18 protein-coding genes are annotated in these 18,081 nt (G+C 71.6%); 10 read left to right on the top strand and 8 right to left on the bottom strand.

The window, feature by feature from the left end; translation table 11 throughout:
* Positions 1-9 precede the first annotated feature (9 nt).
* Both JNK12_23970 and JNK12_23965 read right to left on the bottom strand, forming a co-directional pair.
* The gene (locus JNK12_23970; GenBank protein ID MBL8779004.1) at positions 10-1,128 is read right to left on the bottom strand and encodes an HlyC/CorC family transporter; all 1,119 of its coding nucleotides are present in this window, start codon (positions 1,126-1,128) and stop codon (positions 10-12) included.
* Entirely contained in the window at positions 1,128-2,363 is a 1,236-nt protein-coding gene (locus JNK12_23965; GenBank protein ID MBL8779003.1) for an HlyC/CorC family transporter, read from the bottom strand. The genes JNK12_23970 and JNK12_23965 overlap by 1 nt, the downstream gene beginning before the upstream one ends.
* 148 nt (positions 2,364-2,511) lie before the next feature.
* On the opposite strand from JNK12_23965, the gene JNK12_23960 reads away from it, so the two are divergent.
* Positions 2,512-3,342, top strand: a complete 831-nt coding sequence (locus tag JNK12_23960; GenBank protein MBL8779002.1) for an ABC transporter ATP-binding protein — start codon at positions 2,512-2,514, stop codon at positions 3,340-3,342.
* Positions 3,339-3,869, top strand: a complete 531-nt coding sequence (locus JNK12_23955; GenBank protein MBL8779001.1) for a hypothetical protein — start codon at positions 3,339-3,341, stop codon at positions 3,867-3,869. Before JNK12_23960 ends, JNK12_23955 begins: the two co-directional genes overlap by 4 nt.
* Before the next feature lie 28 nt (positions 3,870-3,897).
* Here the strand turns inward: JNK12_23955 and JNK12_23950 are convergent, their stop codons facing one another.
* The 5 genes from JNK12_23950 to JNK12_23930 all read right to left on the bottom strand — a co-directional run bounded on the left by JNK12_23950 (position 3,898) and on the right by JNK12_23930 (position 8,782).
* Positions 3,898-4,344, bottom strand: a complete 447-nt coding sequence (locus JNK12_23950) for an SRPBCC family protein (protein MBL8779000.1) — start codon at positions 4,342-4,344, stop codon at positions 3,898-3,900.
* 64 nt (positions 4,345-4,408) lie between these two features.
* Complete coding sequence (locus JNK12_23945) at positions 4,409-5,683, bottom strand: peptidoglycan DD-metalloendopeptidase family protein (GenBank protein ID MBL8778999.1); 1,275 nt, start codon at positions 5,681-5,683, stop codon at positions 4,409-4,411.
* An 87-nt stretch (positions 5,684-5,770) separates the two neighbouring features.
* The gene (locus tag JNK12_23940) at positions 5,771-6,445 is read right to left on the bottom strand and encodes a thiamine diphosphokinase (GenBank protein ID MBL8778998.1); all 675 of its coding nucleotides are present in this window, start codon (positions 6,443-6,445) and stop codon (positions 5,771-5,773) included.
* Complete coding sequence (locus JNK12_23935; GenBank protein MBL8778997.1) at positions 6,435-7,580, bottom strand: acyl-CoA dehydrogenase family protein; 1,146 nt, start codon at positions 7,578-7,580, stop codon at positions 6,435-6,437. Before JNK12_23935 ends, JNK12_23940 begins: the two co-directional genes overlap by 11 nt.
* A 26-nt stretch (positions 7,581-7,606) precedes the next feature.
* Positions 7,607-8,782, bottom strand: coding sequence for an acyl-CoA dehydrogenase family protein (locus JNK12_23930; protein MBL8778996.1), 1,176 nt, complete (start codon positions 8,780-8,782; stop codon positions 7,607-7,609).
* Between the two features lie 90 nt (positions 8,783-8,872).
* Here JNK12_23930 and JNK12_23925 point away from each other — a divergent pair, with 90 nt between their 5' ends.
* On the top strand, positions 8,873-10,450 hold the full coding sequence (locus tag JNK12_23925; protein ID MBL8778995.1) for a serine/threonine protein kinase: 1,578 nt from the start codon (positions 8,873-8,875) through the stop codon (positions 10,448-10,450).
* Between the two features lie 67 nt (positions 10,451-10,517).
* Complete coding sequence (locus JNK12_23920; protein MBL8778994.1) at positions 10,518-11,987, top strand: hypothetical protein; 1,470 nt, start codon at positions 10,518-10,520, stop codon at positions 11,985-11,987.
* Positions 11,988-12,100: 113 nt separating this feature from the next.
* Here JNK12_23920 and JNK12_23915 read toward each other — a convergent pair whose 3' ends face one another.
* Entirely contained in the window at positions 12,101-12,289 is a 189-nt protein-coding gene (locus tag JNK12_23915; protein ID MBL8778993.1) for a Flp family type IVb pilin, read from the bottom strand.
* Between the two features lie 217 nt (positions 12,290-12,506).
* Here JNK12_23915 and JNK12_23910 point away from each other — a divergent pair, with 217 nt between their 5' ends.
* From JNK12_23910 to JNK12_23885, 6 genes are all read left to right on the top strand, one after another.
* Positions 12,507-14,039: an arylsulfatase gene (locus tag JNK12_23910; protein ID MBL8778992.1), complete on the top strand. Its 1,533-nt coding sequence runs from the start codon at positions 12,507-12,509 to the stop codon at positions 14,037-14,039.
* Positions 14,040-14,119: 80 nt separating this feature from the next.
* Positions 14,120-14,518: a cupredoxin domain-containing protein gene (locus JNK12_23905; protein ID MBL8778991.1), complete on the top strand. Its 399-nt coding sequence runs from the start codon at positions 14,120-14,122 to the stop codon at positions 14,516-14,518.
* A gap of 30 nt (positions 14,519-14,548) precedes the next feature.
* Positions 14,549-15,949, top strand: coding sequence for a right-handed parallel beta-helix repeat-containing protein (locus JNK12_23900; protein MBL8778990.1), 1,401 nt, complete (start codon positions 14,549-14,551; stop codon positions 15,947-15,949).
* Complete coding sequence (locus JNK12_23895; protein MBL8778989.1) at positions 15,946-16,839, top strand: DUF1996 domain-containing protein; 894 nt, start codon at positions 15,946-15,948, stop codon at positions 16,837-16,839. The genes JNK12_23900 and JNK12_23895 overlap by 4 nt, the downstream gene beginning before the upstream one ends.
* Positions 16,840-17,010: 171 nt before the next feature.
* On the top strand, positions 17,011-17,769 hold the full coding sequence (locus JNK12_23890) for an AzlC family ABC transporter permease (GenBank protein MBL8778988.1): 759 nt from the start codon (positions 17,011-17,013) through the stop codon (positions 17,767-17,769).
* Positions 17,766-18,077 (top strand): AzlD domain-containing protein, encoded by a 312-nt coding sequence (locus JNK12_23885; GenBank protein MBL8778987.1) that lies wholly within the window; start codon positions 17,766-17,768, stop codon positions 18,075-18,077. The genes JNK12_23890 and JNK12_23885 overlap by 4 nt, the downstream gene beginning before the upstream one ends.
* Positions 18,078-18,081 lie beyond the last annotated feature (4 nt).

Below are 18,081 nucleotides of genomic sequence, written 5' to 3'. Positions count from 1 at the left end.
TGCGGCTGGTCATCGGGGCCCGCCGTCGCCGTCGTCACCGGCCCCGGCCGGCGGCTCGACGGCGTCGGTGCCCCGGTCGGGCTCGTCTCGGTCGGACTCGTCGCGGATGTCGCCGACGAGCTCCTCGACGAGGTCCTCGAGGGTCACGAGGCCGGTGGTGTGGCCCGCTCGGTCCCGGGCGATCCCCAGGTGGCGGCGCCGCCGCCGCATCTCGACCATGGCGTCCTCGACGGTGCCGGCCTCGTCCAGCTCGACCAGCTCGGTCCGCAGCAGGCGTTCGGGGAGCGGGAGGTCCCGGGCGTCGGGGCGAAGGGTCAGGAGGTCTTTGGCGTGGATGAACCCGACCACCTCGTCGAGGTCGCGCCCGACGACCGGGAGCCGGCTGTGCCCGCTGCTGCGGATCACCTCCTCGATCTCGGCCGGGGTCTGGCCCCGACGGATGTGCACCACCCGGTCACGGGGCACCATCACCGTCGACACCGGCGCCGCACCGAAGTCCAGGGCACTCGCCAGCAGCTCGTGCTGATCGTCGGCGATGAGCCCCTCCTCGCGCGAGGCCTCGAGCATGGTGGCCAGCTCCGCCGCCGAGTGGATGTCCGACAGGGTGTCGCGACGCTCGACCCGGAGCAGCCACACGCCGACGTTCGCCATCGCGTTGAGGGAGGCGATGACCGGGCGCAGGACGGTCGTGAGGGCCCGGGTGGGGAGGGCCAGCAGCCGCAGCGTGCGCTCGGGCGCGGCGAGGGTGAGGTTCTTCGGCACCATCTCTCCGAGCACCATGTGGGCGAGCACGACGAGCGACAGGCCGGTGACGAAGCCGATGGTCCGCAGCACCCCCTCGGGCAGGGTCACGAAGGTGGAGATGGCCGACTCGATCAGGTGCGACACCGCCGGCTCGGCCACGTAGCCCAACACCAGGGACGCCACGGTCACGCCCAGCTGCGCGCCGGCGAGCTGCACCGACAGCTCGTCGATGAGCCCGATGCTCACACCGGCGGCGCGGCTGCCGGCCTGGCGGTCCTGTTCGAGCTTGGTGCGTCGGGCCGTGATGAGGGCGAACTCGACGGCCACGAACCATCCGTTGAGCGCGAGCAGGGCGACGGTGAGGAGGAGCGCCGGGACGTCCATCAGGGCACGTCCTCGGAGTCGGGCAGCGGGGCCGGCGGCACGACCCGGACCCGGTCGATGCGGCGGCGGTCGAGCTCGACGACCTCGATCTCCCAGCCGTCGTGCGCCACCCACTCGCCCGGCACCGGCAGGTGGCCGAGCCGGTCCAGGACGAAGCCGGCGAGGGTCTCGTACTCGCCGTCGGGCATCACGAACCCGCAGGCGTCCCGCACCTCGTCCGGGTGGAGCCCCCCGGACAGCACGAACGCACCCGAGGGCTGCGCCACCGACAGCTCGGGCGGCTCGGGGTCCCACTCGTCGTCGATCTCGCCCACGATCTCCTCGATGAGGTCCTCCATCGTGACGATGCCGGCGGTGCCCCCGTACTCGTCGACCACGACCGCGAGGTGCGTGCCCACCTCGCGCAGCTCGCCGAGGAGCGAGCTCAGCGGTCGACTCTCGGGGACCACGAAGGCCTCACTCATGACCGCCGCCACGGGCGTCGTGGCCCGCTCCTGCGGGGGGATCTCGTACACCGACTTGACGTGCACCACGCCGCGCACGTCGTCGAGGTCGGTGCCGAAGACGAGGAACCGGGAGAACCCGGTCTCGAGGCTCCGCTCGGTGAGCTCGGCGAGGGTGGCCTCGGACTCCAGGGCCTGGAGGGCCGTCCGTGGGGTGAGGGCGTCGTCGGCGGTCTTCTCCCCGAAGCGGATCGACCGGGTGAGCAGGTCGGCGGCACGCGGCTCGAGGCTCCCCTGCGCGGCCGAGGTCCGGAAGAGCAGCTCGAGCTCGGGCAACGAGCGCACCGCGGAGAGCTCCTCCTGCGGCTCGACGCCCAGCTTGCGCACCGCCCAGTTCGCGGCGCGCTCCGACACCGAGATCACCGGCCCGAACACCACGGCATAGGCCCGGAAGGGCGCCGCCAGCCGCAGCGCCGAACGGGTGGGTCGGGCGATGACCACGTTCTTGGGGATGAGCTCGCCCACCACCATCTGGAAGACGGTGGCCAGGGCGAGGGCGATGGCCACCGAGACACCTCGGGAGCTGGCGCCCACCAGCGGCTCGAGGGCCGGCTCGATGAGGGCCGCGATGGTCGGCTCGGCCACGAAGCCGAGCACGAGGGACACGATGGTGATGCCGAGCTGCGCTCCGGAGAGGTGGAACGACAGGCGGCGCAGGACGCTGAGGGTGATCTTCGCCCGGCGCGACCCCTCACCGGCGAGGTGCTCGACCCGGCTCCGGTCGACGGCCACGAGAGCGAACTCGGCCGCGACGAAGAACGCCGTTGCGAGGATCAGGAGCAGGACGGCCAGCAGGCCGAGCGCGGTGGTGAGCAGGGTGCGTCCGAGGGCGTCGAAGGGTCCCGATCACGGTACTCGGCGGCCGGTAGCGTCCCCTCGGATGGGTGGCCCACGTCCGAGCCCGGCGACCGGCCCGGCCCTGCACCTCGAGGGGGTCGGCCTCGCCATCGACGGGCGGAGGGTGCTGCGAGACGTCACGTGGTCGGTCGCGCCCGGCGAGCGCTGGGTGGTGCTCGGCCGCAACGGGTCGGGAAAGACGTCGCTCCTGCGGATCGCCTCGCTGTACCTCCACCCCACCGAGGGGGTGGTCGAGGTGCTGGGCGAGCGACTCGGTCGCACCGACGTGCGACGCCTGCGCACCCGCATCGGGGTGGCAAGCGCCGCCATGGCCGACCTCCTGCGCCCCGGCCTCACCGCCACCGACGTGGTGATGACGGCCAAGCACGCCGCCCTGGAACCGTGGTGGCACACCTACGACGACGCCGATCGGGAGCGGGCCCTGGGCCTGCTCGACCGGCTGGGCTGCGCGGCCCTCGCCGGGCAGCGCTTCGGCACGTTGTCCTCCGGTGAGCGCCAGCGGGTGCAACTCGCCCGGACCCTCATGGGGGACCCCGGCCTCCTCCTCCTGGACGAGCCGACGGCCGGCCTCGACCTCGGTGGCCGCGAGGACCTCGTCCGTCGCCTCGGCCACCTCGCCGGCGATCCCACCACCCCGCCCGTGGTGCTGGTCACCCACCACGTCGAGGAGATCCCCCCGGCGTTCGACCACGTCCTGCTGTTGCGCGACGGCGAGGTGCAGGCGGCGGGGCACGCCGACGAGGTCCTGACCGACGACGCGCTGTCGGCGTGCTTCGGGCTGCCCCTCGCCGTCGAACGGCGCGGCCGGCGGTGGACGGCACAGGCGATCGACGACGAGGCTGGGGCCCGATGAGGTTCCACCACCCGTTCGACGAGATCGCCCCCGGACGGCTGCGGGTGTGGTTCCTCCCCCTCCTCGGCCTCACGGTCGTCGTGGGCGCCGCACTGCTCCTCCTCGACCCGGGCGGGGACGGCATCGTCGGCCTCGAGGTGGCGGGCAGCGTGGAGGCGGCGCGCGAGGTCATGGCGCCGTGGGACGACCGCGACGTGATCCACGCCGCCTTCGGGACGGGCCTCGACTACCTCTTCCTCGTGGCGTACTCGTCCACCATCGCCCTGGCGTGCATCTGGGGACGCCGCGTGTTCCGCCACGCGTGGCTCGTCGCCCTGGGTGGGGCGCTGGCGTGGGCCGCCTGGGTCGGCGGCGCCCTCGACGCCGTCGAGAACGTGGCCCTCCTCGACATGATCCGGGGCCCGGTCGAGTCCCCGGCGCCCCAGGTGGCGGCGGCGTGCGCCTACGTGAAGTTCGTCCTCGTCTACGCCGGGGTGATCTACGCCCTCGCCGCCTCCCTCACCCGCCTGGCCCGACGCGCCCCCTGACGCCCCACACCCGTCGGGTGGCCGGCGGTCAGCTCTCGACGGCGGCGGCCAGGCGGGGGCGGCTGTGCTCGACCTCGTCGCGCAGCATGCGCTCGAGCACCGGTCCCCACAGCCCGCCGCCGTAGTGCAGGAGCATCGTGAGGCGGGCGCCGCCGGACGTGGCCTCGACGGTGGCGTCGAGCACCCAGGGCGAGTGGGCCCGCCCGTCGAGCTCGCGACGCTCGAAGACCGCTCGCGTCGGTGCGGTGTGCCGGGTGCGGACCATGCGCAGGCGCTTGGCCCGCGACAACGGCCCGAGGCGCCCTTTCAGGTCGATCGACCAGGCCGGCCCCGGGTCACCCTCGACCGCCTCGGCCGGCTCGGCACGGGTGACGATGTCGAGCCACTCGGGGTAGCGGTCCAACGTCTCGACCCAGGCGAACAGCGCCTCGGGGGCGCACGCCACCTCGAGCGTCTCGGTCACATCCATGCCCATGGCCCTCATTCCACCCGATCCGACCGCCAACGCGTCGCGCGACGTGTGCCGGCGGTGGCGCAGCTCAGCGCCGGGCCACCGACGCGACGCTGGCGTCGTCGAGGGCGTCGACGACGCGGAGGAGCGGCGTGGGGTTGACCGCGGGCCCGTTGTTCGGGTGGATCTCGAAGTGCAGGTGCGACGGGGTCGTGGCGGCGTTGCCGGTGTTCCCGACGAAGCCGACCACGTCGCCGGCCTCGACCACCATGCCCTCGGTGATGCCCGGCGCGAAGCGCAACAGGTGGGCGTAGTAGTAGGTCGTGCCGCTCTCGCCGTAGAGCCAGAGCTTGATGCCCCCGAGCGAGTTGCTCCCCATGTTGGTGATCACGCCCCGCTCGACCGCGAACAGATTGGTGCCCGCCGTGGCGAAGATGTCGATGCCCTGGTGCTGGCGTCCGCCCGATCGCGGCGAGAGCCACGAGTCGATGTAGTCGTGCGGATCGTCCACCGGGAAGTGCATGCCGGTGACGAAGATCTCGCTGCCCGCCTCGAAGGCCAGGAGCTGCACGCGGGCGTCTCGCACCTCTGCCCGCATGGCCTTGTCCCAGTCCTTGGCCTGCACGAGGTCACCGGCCACCTCGACCCGCTGCTCCCCGAGCTCGACGAGCTCACCGGAGACTTCGCGCCGGGCGGAGCGGTAGTCCCCCACCGCGTCGTGGTCGGCGTCGAGGACGCTCTCCATCATCGCTTCGTTCCTGCTCGCCTCGTTGGGGTCCTCGGCGGTGAGGGTGGCGGCGAGATCGCCGTAGTTGCCCCGGATGTAGGCGTCGACGGCCCGCTCGGCCAGGACGTTCTGGGACTCCTCCACCCGCTTCACCGCCTGGCGTTCCTCGTCGGTGAGCGCCACGATCCGGGCGTCGACGTCGTCGAGTCGGCGGTGCAGGTCGTCGACCCGCTGCCGGGCGGCGTCGGCGCGGGCGACGGCCTCGTCGAGCAGGGCACGGGCGGACGAGAGGTCGCCGACGATGGCGACGCTGGGCACGTGGGTGCCGTCGAGGTCGCCGGGCGGTGGCACCGAGACGTCGACGTCGGGGACCACCCCGCCGGTCACGTCGCCGCCGGCGCCCGGGTCGGTCGGCGACACGGTGGTCGACGTCGTGCTCGTGCTGGTGCCGGACGGGGCGGTCGTCGACGTGGTCGACGAGGGCGGCGGCGGTGCCGTCGTGGAGGTGGTGGTGTCGCCGGCCGGGTCGTCGACGCGCGTGGCGGTGTGGGGACGGCGCTCCGCCATCGCCGGCGGCGCGAGCAGGACGGATGCACAGACGACGACGAGGAGCGCACGCGTGGCGTGGCGGGACATCGTTGTCGCTATCGGCAGCTCCGTGCGCCACCTGAGCCAGATGGCCTACTCGTCCGCGGCCTACCCGCCAGATGGTCTACGCACGGGTCACCGTGGCTGGATCGCGAGCGCCACGCCCTCACCGACGAGCACCCAGGCGTCGGTGCCCGTCATCTCGTTGCTCACGCCCCGGGTGGACCCGTGCGCCAGGTCGTCGCCGTGGAGGCGCCAGCGCAGGCCCTCGGTGTGCACCTTGCGGGCGACGCCGTGCAGCGGCAGCAGCGTGACCACGTCGCCTGCCCGACCACGCAGGGCCCGCGGGCGGGACCGCACGACGGTGTAGCGGGCGTCGGCCGTGCGGGCGTCGATCTCGGCCTCGGCGTACGCCGGCGCCGCCAGCAGCAGGAGGTTGGCCAGGAGGTGGTCCGGACGGCCGCCCCCCAGCCCCACGACGAGCAGCTCCGCGGCGCCGAGGTCGAGCGCGGCATCGAGCGCCAGGGCGAGATCTGTGGCGTCCTTGTCACGGGGGTGCTCGTCCACGGCCACGCCGGCGGCCCGGGCGCGGGCGAGCGCCGGGGCCGACACCGAGTCCAGGTCGCCGACGACCCGGTCGACGGCCAACCCGAGTGCTTCCGCGTGATCGAGGCCCGAGTCCGCGGCGACCACCCACTCCCAGGCCGCCTCGCCCGCCAGCTCGTCGGGGCGGGGCGGGTCGCCGCCGGCGATGACGAGCGCGCGTCCCGCGGGGTGGTTCGGGGTGGGCGCCCGCTGGTCAGCCGCCAATGCCGTCCATGCGGGCGATCGTGCGCAACATGACCTCGTCCGCGCCGCCGCCGATCGACCACAGGCGGCTGTCGCGGAAGTAGCGCGACGCCCAGGTCTCGTCCATGTAGCCGATGCCGCCGTGGAACTGGAGGCAGGTGTCGGCCACCCGCCGGGCCAGTCGGGGCGCCACGAGCTTGGCGATGGTGGCGAAGCGGGTGGTGTCCTCGCCGCGCAGGTAGGCCGCCGCGCAGGCGTAGTTGTAGTGGCGGACGAGATCGAGCTCGGCGACCAGCTCGGCCAGTTCGAACTGGATGTGCTGGCTCTCGGCGAGCGGCTTGCCGAAGACCACCCGCTCGCGCAGGTAGGCCACCGTCCGCTCGATGGCGAGCTCCATGGAGCCCACCGCCAGGTAGTTGGCGATCATGCGCTCGTTCTGGAACTGGGCCATCTGCTGCTGGAAGCCGCGGCCTTCCTCCCCGATGGTGTTGGCCACGGGCACCCGCACGTCGTCGAAGCTGAGCTCGGCGGTGTCCGACGACCACATCCCCATCTTCTTGAGGCTGCGGCTGACGTGGAAGCCCGGCGTGTCGGTGGGGACGATGATCTGCGACATCCCGCGCGACCCGCCCTCGTCGGAGGTGCGGGCGAGCAGGCACAGCCAGTCGGCCTGGGTGCCGTTGGTGATGTAGAGCTTCGTGCCGTTGATGATCCAGTCGTCGCCGTCGCGCACCGCACGGGTGCGCAGCGAGGCCACGTCCGAGCCGGCGTCGGGCTCGGTCACGGCGATGGCCGCCACCGCTTCGCCGCTGATGGCCGGCACGAGGTACCGCTGCTTCAGCTCCTCGGTGCCGAATTGCGCCAGCGACGGCGTGGCCATGTCGGACTGCACCGCGATGGCCATGGGCACGCCCCCGCAGTGGATGCGGCCGAGCTCCTCACCGAAGATGACCGTGTACGAGTGGTCGGCGCCCTGGCCGCCATAGGCCTCGTCGTACTCGAGGCCGAGCAGGCCCAGGGCGCCGAGCTTCGGGAACAGCTCGTGGGCCGGGAAGATCCCGGCGGACTCCCACTCGTCGACGTGAGGGTTGATCTCCCGCTCGACGAAGTCCCGCACCGTCTTGCGGAACATGGCGTGGTCTTCGGTGAACTCCATGGGTTCGGCTCCTGTGCGGCGGCGGATCAGCGGAAGGCGGGGAGGCCGGTGATGGCCTGGCCGAGGACGAGCGTGTGGATCTCGTTGGTCCCCTCGTAGGTGAACACCGACTCGAGGTTGTTCATGTGGCGGATCACCGGGTACTCGAGGGTGATGCCGTTGGCCCCGAGGACGCTCCGGGCCTCCCTGGCGATCTCGAGGGCCTGACGGACGTTGTCGAACTTGCCGAAGCTGACCTGTGCCGGGGTCAGCTCGTGGGCGTCCTTGCGTCGGCCCAGGTGCAGCGCCACGAGCGCGCACCGATTGACCGCGACCATCATCTCGACGAGCTTGCGCTGGGTGAGCTGGAACGAGGCGATGGGCTTGCCGAACTGCTCGCGCTCCCCGGCGTAGTCGAGGGCGGCCTCGTAACAGGCCCGAGCCGCGCCCACCGCGCCGAACAGGATGCCGAAGCGGGCCTCGTTGAGGCACGACAGCGGGCCCCGCATGGTCGCCACCCCGGGCAGCACGGCCTCGGCGGGCAGGCGCACGTCGTCCATGACGAGCTCGGAGGTGACCGACGCTCGGAGCGAGACCTTCCGGTGCACGTCGTTGGTGGAGAACCCGGGGGTGTCGGTGGGCACCACGAAGCCGCGGATGCCCTCGTCGGTGCGGGCCCAGACCACCGCCACGTCGGCGATGCCGCCGTTGGTGATCCACATCTTGGTGCCGTTGAGGACCCAGTCGGAGCCGTCGCGACGGGCGTTCGTGCGCATGCTGGAGGGGTCGCTGCCCGAGTCCGGCTCGGTGAGGCCGAAGCACCCGATGGCCTCGCCCGCCGCCATCCTGGGCAGCCACTCCTGCTTCTGCTCCTCGCTGCCGAAGGCGTGGATGGGGAACATGGCCAGCGAGCCCTGCACCGAGACGAAGCTGCGGAAGCCCGAGTCGCCGGCTTCGAGCTCGAGGCAGGCCAGGCCGTAGCTCACGGCGTTCGTGCCGGCGCAGCCGTAGCCCTCGAGGTGCATGCCGAGCAGGCCGAGCGCCCCCATCTCCTTGGCCATCTCGCGGGGGAAGGTGCCCTCGTCGAACCACTCGCCGATGTCGGGGAGCACCCGGTCATTGACGAAGGCCCGGACGGTGTCGCGGATCTGGCGCTCCTCCTCGTCGAGGAGGAGGTCGAGGCCGAGGAAGTCACGGGGGTCGTCCACCGGGAGCGATGCCATGGGCCCAGTGTGCTCGCGTGCGGCGCAGGAACAAAGCGGGTGGCTGCCCGTGCAGCGCCCACCGGCCCCCGACCGGGCAGACTGGGGGCGATGGCGGTCACCCCCCTCGAGCCGAGCGACCCCCAGCGCCTCGGCGACTTCGTGCTCACGGGACGGCTCGGCGCCGGCGGCATGGGCGTCGTGTACCTCGGCGAGGACCCCGCCGGCGAGCAGGTGGCGGTGAAGCTCGTCCGCGCCGACCTGGCCCACGACCCGACCTTCCGCGAGCGCTTCCGTCGCGAGGTCGAGGCGCTGCGCCGGGTGTCCGGACCCCGGGTCGCGGCGTTGGTGGCGGCCGACACCGAGGCCGAGCAGCCGTATCTCGTCGTCGAGTACGTCGACGGGCCCACCCTCGCCGACAGCGTCGTGAAGGACGGCCCCCTCGACGGCCCGCGCCTGCGGGCGCTCGCCGCCGCGCTGGCGGAGGCGCTGGTCCTCATCCACGAGGTGGGCGTGATCCACCGGGACCTGAAGCCCAGCAACGTGATCCTCGCCGCCGACCAACCCAAGCTGGTGGACTTCGGGATCGCCGCCGCCGCCGGCTCGATGCCGCTGACGATGGTCGGCACGGTGATCGGCTCGGCCGGATGGATGGCCCCCGAGCAGGCGGCCGGCGAGGTCTCCACGCCGGCGGTGGACGTCTTCACCTGGGCCTCCCTGGTGGCGTTCGCCGGCACGGCCCGGCCGCCGTTCGGGATGGGCGGGCCAGAGGAGGTCACCACCCGGATCCTCTCGGGCGAGCCCGACCTCGCCGGCCTGCCGCAGGAGGTGCGCCCGTTCGTCGAGGCCGCCTTCATCAAGGACCCGACCCGGCGGCCCTCCGCCCGTGCCGTCCTGTCCGGCCTGGTCGGCGGCGCCGACGAGGCGTCCACCGACGAGCTCGTCGAGGAGACCACGAACCTCATCGAGCACACCTGGGTCCTCCCGGTGACCGGGTGGCCCGCGTCGGCCGAGGCCACCCCGGTGCAGCCGGTCGCTCCGGCGCCACCCTCCCCACCCTCCTCCTCGCCGCCGATGGCCGTTGGTGCCCCGGCCGCCGCACCGACCCCGCCCGAGCCGCACCGAAGGGTGTGGCCAGTCGTGCTGATCGTGGCTCTCGTGTGCCTGGCCCTGGGCGCGGGTGCCGCGCTCCTGCTCTCGGGTGGTGACGACTCGGACCCGGCGGACGACACCGCGACCTCGGGGCCCGCCGAGGGGCCGGCTGCGCCGTCCACCACCGCGGCACCGACGACCACCACCGAGCCGCCCCCGCCCCCCCTCGACGCCACCGCCGTCCTGACGCTGAGCGCCGACGACCTCGGGGACATCTTCGGGCAGATCTTCACCGGCGACGCCGAGTGCATCGCCCCTGGGGCCAGCGTCGGCCTCGAGACGGCCGACGGCACCGTCGTGGTGGCGCCCACTCCCTTCCCGGAGGGCGAGCAGGTCGCGGGAGGGCTCTTCGACGACTGCGAGTACACCGTCGAGTTCACCCAGGTGGCCGGGGCCGACGACTACCTCGTCACCCTCGAGGACAGCGAGGGCGAGTTCGAGCCGGCCCCGATCAGCCGGACTGAGATCGAGGCCGCCGGCGGCGTGCTCGACCTGAACGAGCTGTTCGAGGTGAGCCAGCTCGTGGGTCCGGTGTAGCCACGGGTGTCTAGTATCTGAACACCGTTCACGACGTGCGGGGGCGGGAACGAGCAAAGGGGCTGGGATGCAGAAGCTGCGCGCCGTCGCGACCACGATCGGACTCGTGGGGGTGCTCGCCCTCGGGGGCCTCGCGCCCGCCGGCGCCGACACCACCGCGGTCTCCTACACCTGCGACCTGCCCGCCGGGGCGACCGGGGTCCTCGCCGCGCAGATCCCGGACACCATCACGGACTCGTTCGACGTGACCGTGGTGGACAGCCCCGATCCGGTGCTGCAGGGCGGGACCACCCACCTGGACCTCGACGTCCCCTTCCCGGACATCACGACCAGCCTGCCGGACGTGGGGATCAGCTACGGCTTCTTCTACATCAAGCGGGTCGACATCTGGCAGCCGCTCCCGGCGGGCATCAACTGGAACACCGTGACCGCCACGCTCTCACCGTCGCCCAACTGGGCCACCGTGGCCCGCGAAGGCGGCAACCTCAAGGTCCGGATCGAGAGCGCTGTCCCCGGCTCCTACATCCGGGTCAACGCCGACGCGACGCCGCCCACCATCGAGATCGAGGTGACGTCGGGGAACTGGCAGCCCCTGGACTTCGTCCCGAGCGTCGACGTCGATGCGGTGGTCACGGGAGCACGCGGCAACTCGATCAACTGGAAGGCCCCCACCCTCAACGCGGTGGTGAAGTACCAGCGGAACGTGTTCGGGCTCATCGACGTCAACTGGAACGACGCCAACACGCCCTGCATCCCCGACGACCCGAACCAGGTGATCGTCTCGACCCTCATCGCCAGCCCCGCGATGACCGCGACCTTGAGCCGAACCGAGGCGACCGTGAAGGTCGGCGAGACCATCCACTACGACGTGGCCGTGGCGAACACCGGCGACATCGGCCTGACCGGCGTAACGGCCACGATCCCGGGCGCGACCTGCGCCACCCCGCCGAGCTCGGTGGCGGTGGGCGAGACCGCCCACGTGGCGTGCACCCGCATTGCGACCGTCGCCGACATCGGCTCCTTCACCCGGACGGCCTCGGTCGACACCGCCGAGACGACGGGGACCACGACCAACGCGGTGAGCACGACGGTGAACCCGCGTCGAGCGGCCGACGCCGAGGTGGGCACTGCGCTCGCCGGGCCCTTCGCGGTCAACGGCACCTACTCCCCCGCCGTCACCCCCGCCCAGACCGCCAAGGCCAACGTGGCGAGGGGCGCAGCCCGCAACTTCTACGTCCGCATCGGCAACGACGGTGACGCCACCGACTCGCTGACCGTCCGGGGCGTCGACTCGGGCGCCGCCGGCTACAAGGTGTCCTACTTCGACGCCGTCGGCACCAACATCACCGCCGCGGTGAAGGCCGGGACCTACGTCGTCCCCGACCTCGCACCCGGGGCCACCACCACGCTGCGGGTGAAGGTGAAGGCCACCACGACCTCCGTGCGTGGCTCGGGGCACAACGCCGACGTCCGGGTCACCTCGAGCAACGACGCCGGCGCCACCGACGTGGTGCGGGCCAAGGTCAAGCGCACCTGAGGGTGCGCCCACCGGTCGCCGACCTGCCGGGCCAGCGCGGGCCCCTGCAGGGACGCGGAAAGGGGGCGGGCCCGAAGGCCCGCCCCCTTTGCCAAGCTCTTGCGAGCGGTCGATCAGCTGATCGAGGTGCCGACGCTGTCGAACTTCTTCGAGGCGTTGTTGCCGAGGATGGTGACGGCGGCGATGCACACGACGGCGATCAGGGCCACCAGCAGCGCGTACTCCACGAGCGAGGCACCACGCTCGGAATCGGCGAAGCGGGCACGCATCCAGTTGGCGAGGAACTCGTAGGTGAGGATCATCGGTTTCTCCGTGTTTGTACTTTCGGCACGAGATCCTGCTGGACCCGTGTTCTGACAAACACTTGTATCGACCGGTTGCAGCCGACTTGTGATAGGGCGATCGACCTAATTCTCGTGAACGAACGATGACGCCCCGCTGACCTCGCGGCGCCGTCCGGGCCCCTGCGGCCCATCGACTAGACCGGAGACGTCCTTGGCGACGCCTCGAGGGGGGACCATGGCCCACGATCCGATCACCGCTGCCACCACGCCGGTGGCCGACAACCGCGAGCCCCGCTTCGTGCACGCGGACCAGGAGCGGGAGGTCGCCGACAAGCTGGCCGCCCTCGAGGCCCGGACCGGCAAGAAGCCGAACGTGCTCATCGTGCTCATGGACGACGTCGGCTGGGGCGACTTCGGCTGCTACGGCGGTGGGGTCATGGCCGGGGCGCCCACCCCGCACATCGACCGCCTCGCCCGGGACGGGCTGCTCCTCACGTCCTGCTACTCCGAGCCGTCCTGCACGCCGTCGCGCGCCTCGATCATGACCGGCCGCCTCCCGATGCGCCACGGCCTGCTCATCCCGCCCATGTACGGCATGCCCGGCGGGCTCGAAGGCGAGGTCACCCTGGCTGAGAAGCTGAGCGAGGCGGGGTACGTCACCCAGGCCGTGGGCAAGTGGCACATGGGCGAGAACATCGGCTCGCAGCCCCAGCACGTGGGCTTCGACGACTTCTACGGCTTCCTCAGCGTGTCGGACATGTACACCGAGTGGCGCGACCCCTACTTCTTCCCGGAGGTGGTCTACAGCGAGGAGCGCACCGAGTGGGTGCGCAACGAGCGCTTCAACAAGTGCTGGGTGCACGCCACCCGCGGCGGGGACCCCGAGAACGTCGAGGAGGTCACCATCCCGGTGCTCTCGACCCTCGACGACCGCTGGGCCGAGTACTCAGAGGCCTTCATCGACCGGATGGCCGGCGACGAGCGGCCGTGGTTCCTCTACCACTGCACCCGCGGTGCCCATTTCGACAACTACCCGCTGGAGAAGTTCCAGGGCTCCTCCCCGGCGAAGCACCCCTACAAGGACACCATCGTCGAGCTCGACGACATCGTGGGGCGCCTCGTCGCCCGCCTCGAAGCCACCGGCCAGGCCGACAACACCATGATCTTCATCTCGTCGGACAACGGCCCCGAGATGGAGACGTGGCCCGACGCGGCCTACACCCCGTTCCGCTGCGCCAAGGGCTCGACGTGGGAGGGCGGCGTGCGCGTGCCCGGCATCTTCTCGTGGCCGGGGATGATCGCGCCCCGGGCCTCGGACGGCCTGTTCGACCAGCTCGACCTGTTCGCGACGCTTCTGCACCTCGCCGGCGCCGATCACACCCTGCCGGGCGACCGCTTCATCGACTCCATCGACCAGACCTCGTTCCTGCTGGGCGACGAGGGCCTGTCGAACCGCAAGTTCCACTACTACTGGCTCACGGCCACCTTCTCGGCGATCCGGGTGGCCGAGTACAAGTACATGATCGCGTCGATCTCCGACAACGACACCGACGTGGTGAACTCGGGCGGCTTCAGCGGCGTGATGCAGCAGTACGGCTACGGGAAGATGTTCAACCTCTACCTGGACCCGAAGGAGCAGCACAGCTACCTGATCCGCAAGCTCGTCTACATCGAGCTGATCCAGTCGGCCATGGCGGCGCACCGCAAGACGTTCCACAAGTGGCCCAACCGGCCACCGATGCTCGACGGCGCGGTGCGCGGCAACTGAGCTCCACCCGACCCGCACCGACGGGTTGCGACCGAGCCACTACCATCACCCGGCCCGTGATCTCCGGAGGACGCTCGACCATGCCATCCCACTCGACCCCCCGCCGCCTGCTCGGCCTCGCCGCCACGACGCTGCTCGTGGCCGGCCTCGGCCTCACCGCCTGTGGCAGCGGCGGCGACGACGTCGAGCTCGTGGAAGGCGTCACCGAGAACGTCGACGCCCTCGACAACTCCTTCGCTCCCGAGGAGATCACCGTGCAGGCCGGCACCGAGATCGTCTTCACCAACCGGGGCCGCAACGACCACAACGTGATCCCGGCCGACCCCGACGAGGACTGGACCATCGAAGTCGACGACTTCAAGCCCGGCACCGAGGCGGCCCCGATCGCGTTCGACGAGCCCGGTACCTACGACTACTTCTGCTCGATCCACGGCACCGCCACGGCGGGCATGATCGGCTCCATCACCGTCGAAGGCTGACGGCCGCACACCAGGGGGAGACCTGCACCGATGACCACCACCACCAAACGACTGCTGGCCGTGCTGCTGGCCGTCGTCTTCTTCGCCGCCGCCTGCGGCAGCGATGGCGGCGACGGCGGCGACGAGAGCAGCAGCGGGGGCGACGCGCCCGCGACGCCGACGTGTGACACCGAGGGCACTCTCAACGTGCCCGAGGACTTCGACACCATCCAGGCCGCGGCCGACGCCGCCGCACCCGGCGCGCTCGTGCTGATCGCCGAGGGCACCTACGAAGAGGCCGTCAACGTCACCTGCCCCGACATCACACTGCGCGGCATCGACCGCAACGAGGTGATCCTCGAGGGCGGCTTCGAGCTCGAGAACGGCATCCGCATCCTCGAGACCGACGGCGTCGTGGTCGAGAACATGACCGCCCAGAACTACACCGGCAACGGGTTCTTCTGGACCGGCGCCGACGGCTACCGGGGCTCGTACCTGACCGCCATCCGCAACGGCGACTACGGCGTCTACGCCTACGGCTCGGTCAACGGCGTGTTCGAGCACTCGTACGGCTCGGGCAGCCCCGACGCCGGCATCTACATCGGCCAGTGCGGGGACTGCAACGCGGTCATCGACGACTTCACGTCCGAATGGAACGGCCTGGGCTACTCCGGCACCAACTCGACCAACGTCACCATCGTCAACTCGACGTTCCGCCACAACCGCTCGGGCATCGTCCCCAACGCCGGCAGCTACGAGGGCTGTGCGCCCCCGATTCGCAACACCATCGTGGGCAACGTGGCCTCGGACAACGGCAACCTCGAGACCAGTGCCATCGCGGTGGCCGCCGAGTTCCCCGGCGTGGGCATCATCATCACCGGCTCGAACGACAACATCGTCGAGCGCAACCGGGTGGACAACAACCCGGTGGCCGGCATCCTCGTGGCGCCGACCCCCGAGTCGGACCCGATCGGGCCATTGATCGAGGAGCCCGACCCGAACTGCGTCGAGGACTCGGTGCCCGTGTCCGATGCCGAGCTGGCCGAGCTGCCCAACCCGCTCGTCTGGCACGCCCACCGCAACCAGGTCGTCGGCAACGTCGCCCAGGGCAACGACGCCAACGGCGGCTGGGACATCATGAGCGTCGAGCCCGAGGACAAGGAGAACTGCTTCGCGGACAACGACGCCGCGGTGTTCAGCCCGGCCGACCTCGAGACGGTCGCCCCCTGCGGCGGGCCCTTCGGCGTCGTGAACGCCGAGTCGGCCGCGCTCATCGGCCTGCTCGACGCCAACCAGGCCGAGCCCGCGGACTTCGAGACCGTCGAGCTGCCCGACCCGGGCGACCTCGAGAACATGCCCGACGCCGCGACCGCCCCGACCGAGCCCGCCCGCGGCCCGACCGAGGAGATCGACGTCGACGCGATCCAGGTGCCGCCGGCGCCCACGGATTGACCCGACGCCGCACCGTCGTCGTGGCCGCGGCCGCCATCGCCCTCGTGGCGGTGGCGGCCGCGGTCGCGCTGACGCGGCCGTCGTCGTTCGGGTCGTCCGGCTCGTCCGACGAGCAGGCCGGCCCGGTGCCACCCCACCAGGGTCGCTTCGTGGTGGAGTGCTCGTGGTCCCACGCGGCCCCGGCCGACCCCATCGTCCACTACGGCATGGAGGGCATGTCCCACCTCCACGAGTTCTTCGGCGCCGTCGGGGTGAACGCCTCCACGACCGTGGACGACCTCGTCGACGCCGACACCACCTGTCGCAACAAGGAGGACCGGGCCAGCTACTGGGCGCCGGCGCTCTACGACGGCGACCGACGCATCGAGCCGTCCGGCTCCAACGCCTACTACCGGGCCGCCCCCGGGGTGGACCCGGCGACCGTCGTGCCCTTCCCGCTCGGGCTCAAGATGCTGGGCGGCGACCAGTTCTCGACCGAGGAGCAGGACACGGCGATCGTGGGCTGGTCGTGCGGGTTCAACCCCCGCCGTCACGCCGCTCCCCCGGACTGCGGTGAGGGCTCGCCGCTGCGGGTCCGCATCACCTATCCCGACTGTTGGGACGGCGAGCGCCTCGACGACCCGATCGACCACACCAGCCACATGGCCTACAGCGATGCCGACGGCTGCCCGGACAGCCATCCGGTGGCCGTGCCGCAGCTCGAGTTCATCATCGAGTACCCGTTCCACGGCGACGCCTCCAACCTCCGCCTCGCCTCCGGGGAGACCTTCACCGCCCACGCCGACTTCTTCAACGCGTGGGACCCCGAGGCCCTCGCCACCGACGTGCGCTACTGCATCAACGCCGACGTGGTGTGCGGCGTGGCCCAGCTCGGCCCCCACGGCACCTGAGCCCCCGACGCCCGCTCGGCACGTCCCCGTCCCCCATCAGCGTTCTGGTAGCGAGTTGGCTACACAGGGGTGTTGCCGGGGAGGGACCGGAACAAGGCCCGCGGCGACCCATCGGGGTCCTGGGCGGAATCCGGTGCCGGGCGCGCGCCAGCGCGGCGCTAAACAGAGCGGGTGAGGAGGGAGGAGTTCCGGGCCGGGGTGATCGCCGTCACGCCCCTGCTCGTCGGCGTGATCCCCTTCGGTCTCGTAGCCGGGGCCGCCCCGGTCGACGCAGGTCTCGGCGGCGGCATCGCCGTCGGTCTCAGCAGCATCGTGTTCGCGGGCGCGAGCCAGCTCGCGATGGTCGACGTGCTGGGCGGCGGCGGCTCGGTCGCCGTGGCCGTGCTCACCGCCTGGACCATCAACCTGCGCCTCATGCTCTACTCGGCGTCCCTCTCGCCCTTCCTCGCCCGCGAGTCACACGCCCACCGGGCGGGCATCGCCTACGTGCTCACGGATCAGGCCTACGCCGTGTCCATCACCCGCTGGACCGGCGGCGGCCACGGCGCCGAGCCCGAGCGGCGAGTGCCCTTCTACCTGGGCGCCGCACTGGCCTTGTGGGTCAACTGGCAGATCTGCACCGTGGTCGGCGTCCTGATCGGCGGTGCCATCCCGGATTCGCTGCCCATCGAGTTCGCCGTCCCGCTCGTCTTCCTCGTGCTGCTCATCCCCACGCTGAACTCGTCACCCGCGGTCTTGGCCGCGTTGTTCGGTGGGATCGCCGCAGTGCTGTGCGCCCAGTTCGGCGACCCCCACCTGGCCACGGTGGCCGGCGCAGCGGCGGGCATCACCGCCGGCGTCGTCGCCGAGTACCGCCGTGACGGTCCCGCGACCAGCACGCCGGCGGTCGAGCCCGACGAGGCGGGCCCAGGCGAGGAGGAGGTGCCGTGAGCCGACTCTGGTTCGCGGTGATCCTCGGCGGCATCGGCACCTTCTCGATGCGGGCGTCGTTCCTGATGGCCGCCCACCGCATGGCCGACGTGCCCCCGTTCGTGCAGCGCATCCTGCGCCAGATCCCACCGGCGGCGCTCGCCTCGATCGTGGTACCGGCGTTCCTGCGTCCCGATGGCCAGTTCTCGTTGTCGACCCCCGAGCTCGCTGCAGGCCTCGTCGCGGCCGGCGTGGCCTGGAAGACGAGGAACTCCATCCTCACCCTGGTGGTGGGGATGGCGGTGCTGGTCGCGCTCGACGCGCTCTGAATCG

This window comes from Acidimicrobiales bacterium, assembly GCA_016794585.1.
In the GTDB taxonomy this organism is placed as follows: Bacteria; Actinomycetota; Acidimicrobiia; order Acidimicrobiales; family DATDAH01; genus JAEUJM01.
Note: the sequence above shows the minus strand (reverse complement) of the source record. Positions and strands in the feature narration are given on the sequence as shown.

Coding starts and splice junctions, on each gene's coding strand:
- JNK12_23970 (MBL8779004.1), bottom strand. CDS start 1,128: ATGGACGTCCCGGCGCTCCTCCTCACCGTCGCCCTGCTCGCGCTCAAC.
- JNK12_23960 (MBL8779002.1), top strand. CDS start 2,512: ATGGGTGGCCCACGTCCGAGCCCGGCGACCGGCCCGGCCCTGCACCTC.
- JNK12_23955 (MBL8779001.1), top strand. CDS start 3,339: ATGAGGTTCCACCACCCGTTCGACGAGATCGCCCCCGGACGGCTGCGG.
- JNK12_23950 (MBL8779000.1), bottom strand. CDS start 4,344: ATGGGCATGGATGTGACCGAGACGCTCGAGGTGGCGTGCGCCCCCGAG.
- JNK12_23945 (MBL8778999.1), bottom strand. CDS start 5,683: ATGTCCCGCCACGCCACGCGTGCGCTCCTCGTCGTCGTCTGTGCATCC.
- JNK12_23935 (MBL8778997.1), bottom strand. CDS start 7,580: ATGGAGTTCACCGAAGACCACGCCATGTTCCGCAAGACGGTGCGGGAC.
- JNK12_23930 (MBL8778996.1), bottom strand. CDS start 8,782: ATGGCATCGCTCCCGGTGGACGACCCCCGTGACTTCCTCGGCCTCGAC.
- JNK12_23925 (MBL8778995.1), top strand. CDS start 8,873: ATGGCGGTCACCCCCCTCGAGCCGAGCGACCCCCAGCGCCTCGGCGAC.
- JNK12_23920 (MBL8778994.1), top strand. CDS start 10,518: ATGCAGAAGCTGCGCGCCGTCGCGACCACGATCGGACTCGTGGGGGTG.
- JNK12_23915 (MBL8778993.1), bottom strand. CDS start 12,289: ATGATCCTCACCTACGAGTTCCTCGCCAACTGGATGCGTGCCCGCTTC.
- JNK12_23910 (MBL8778992.1), top strand. CDS start 12,507: ATGGCCCACGATCCGATCACCGCTGCCACCACGCCGGTGGCCGACAAC.
- JNK12_23905 (MBL8778991.1), top strand. CDS start 14,120: ATGCCATCCCACTCGACCCCCCGCCGCCTGCTCGGCCTCGCCGCCACG.
- JNK12_23900 (MBL8778990.1), top strand. CDS start 14,549: ATGACCACCACCACCAAACGACTGCTGGCCGTGCTGCTGGCCGTCGTC.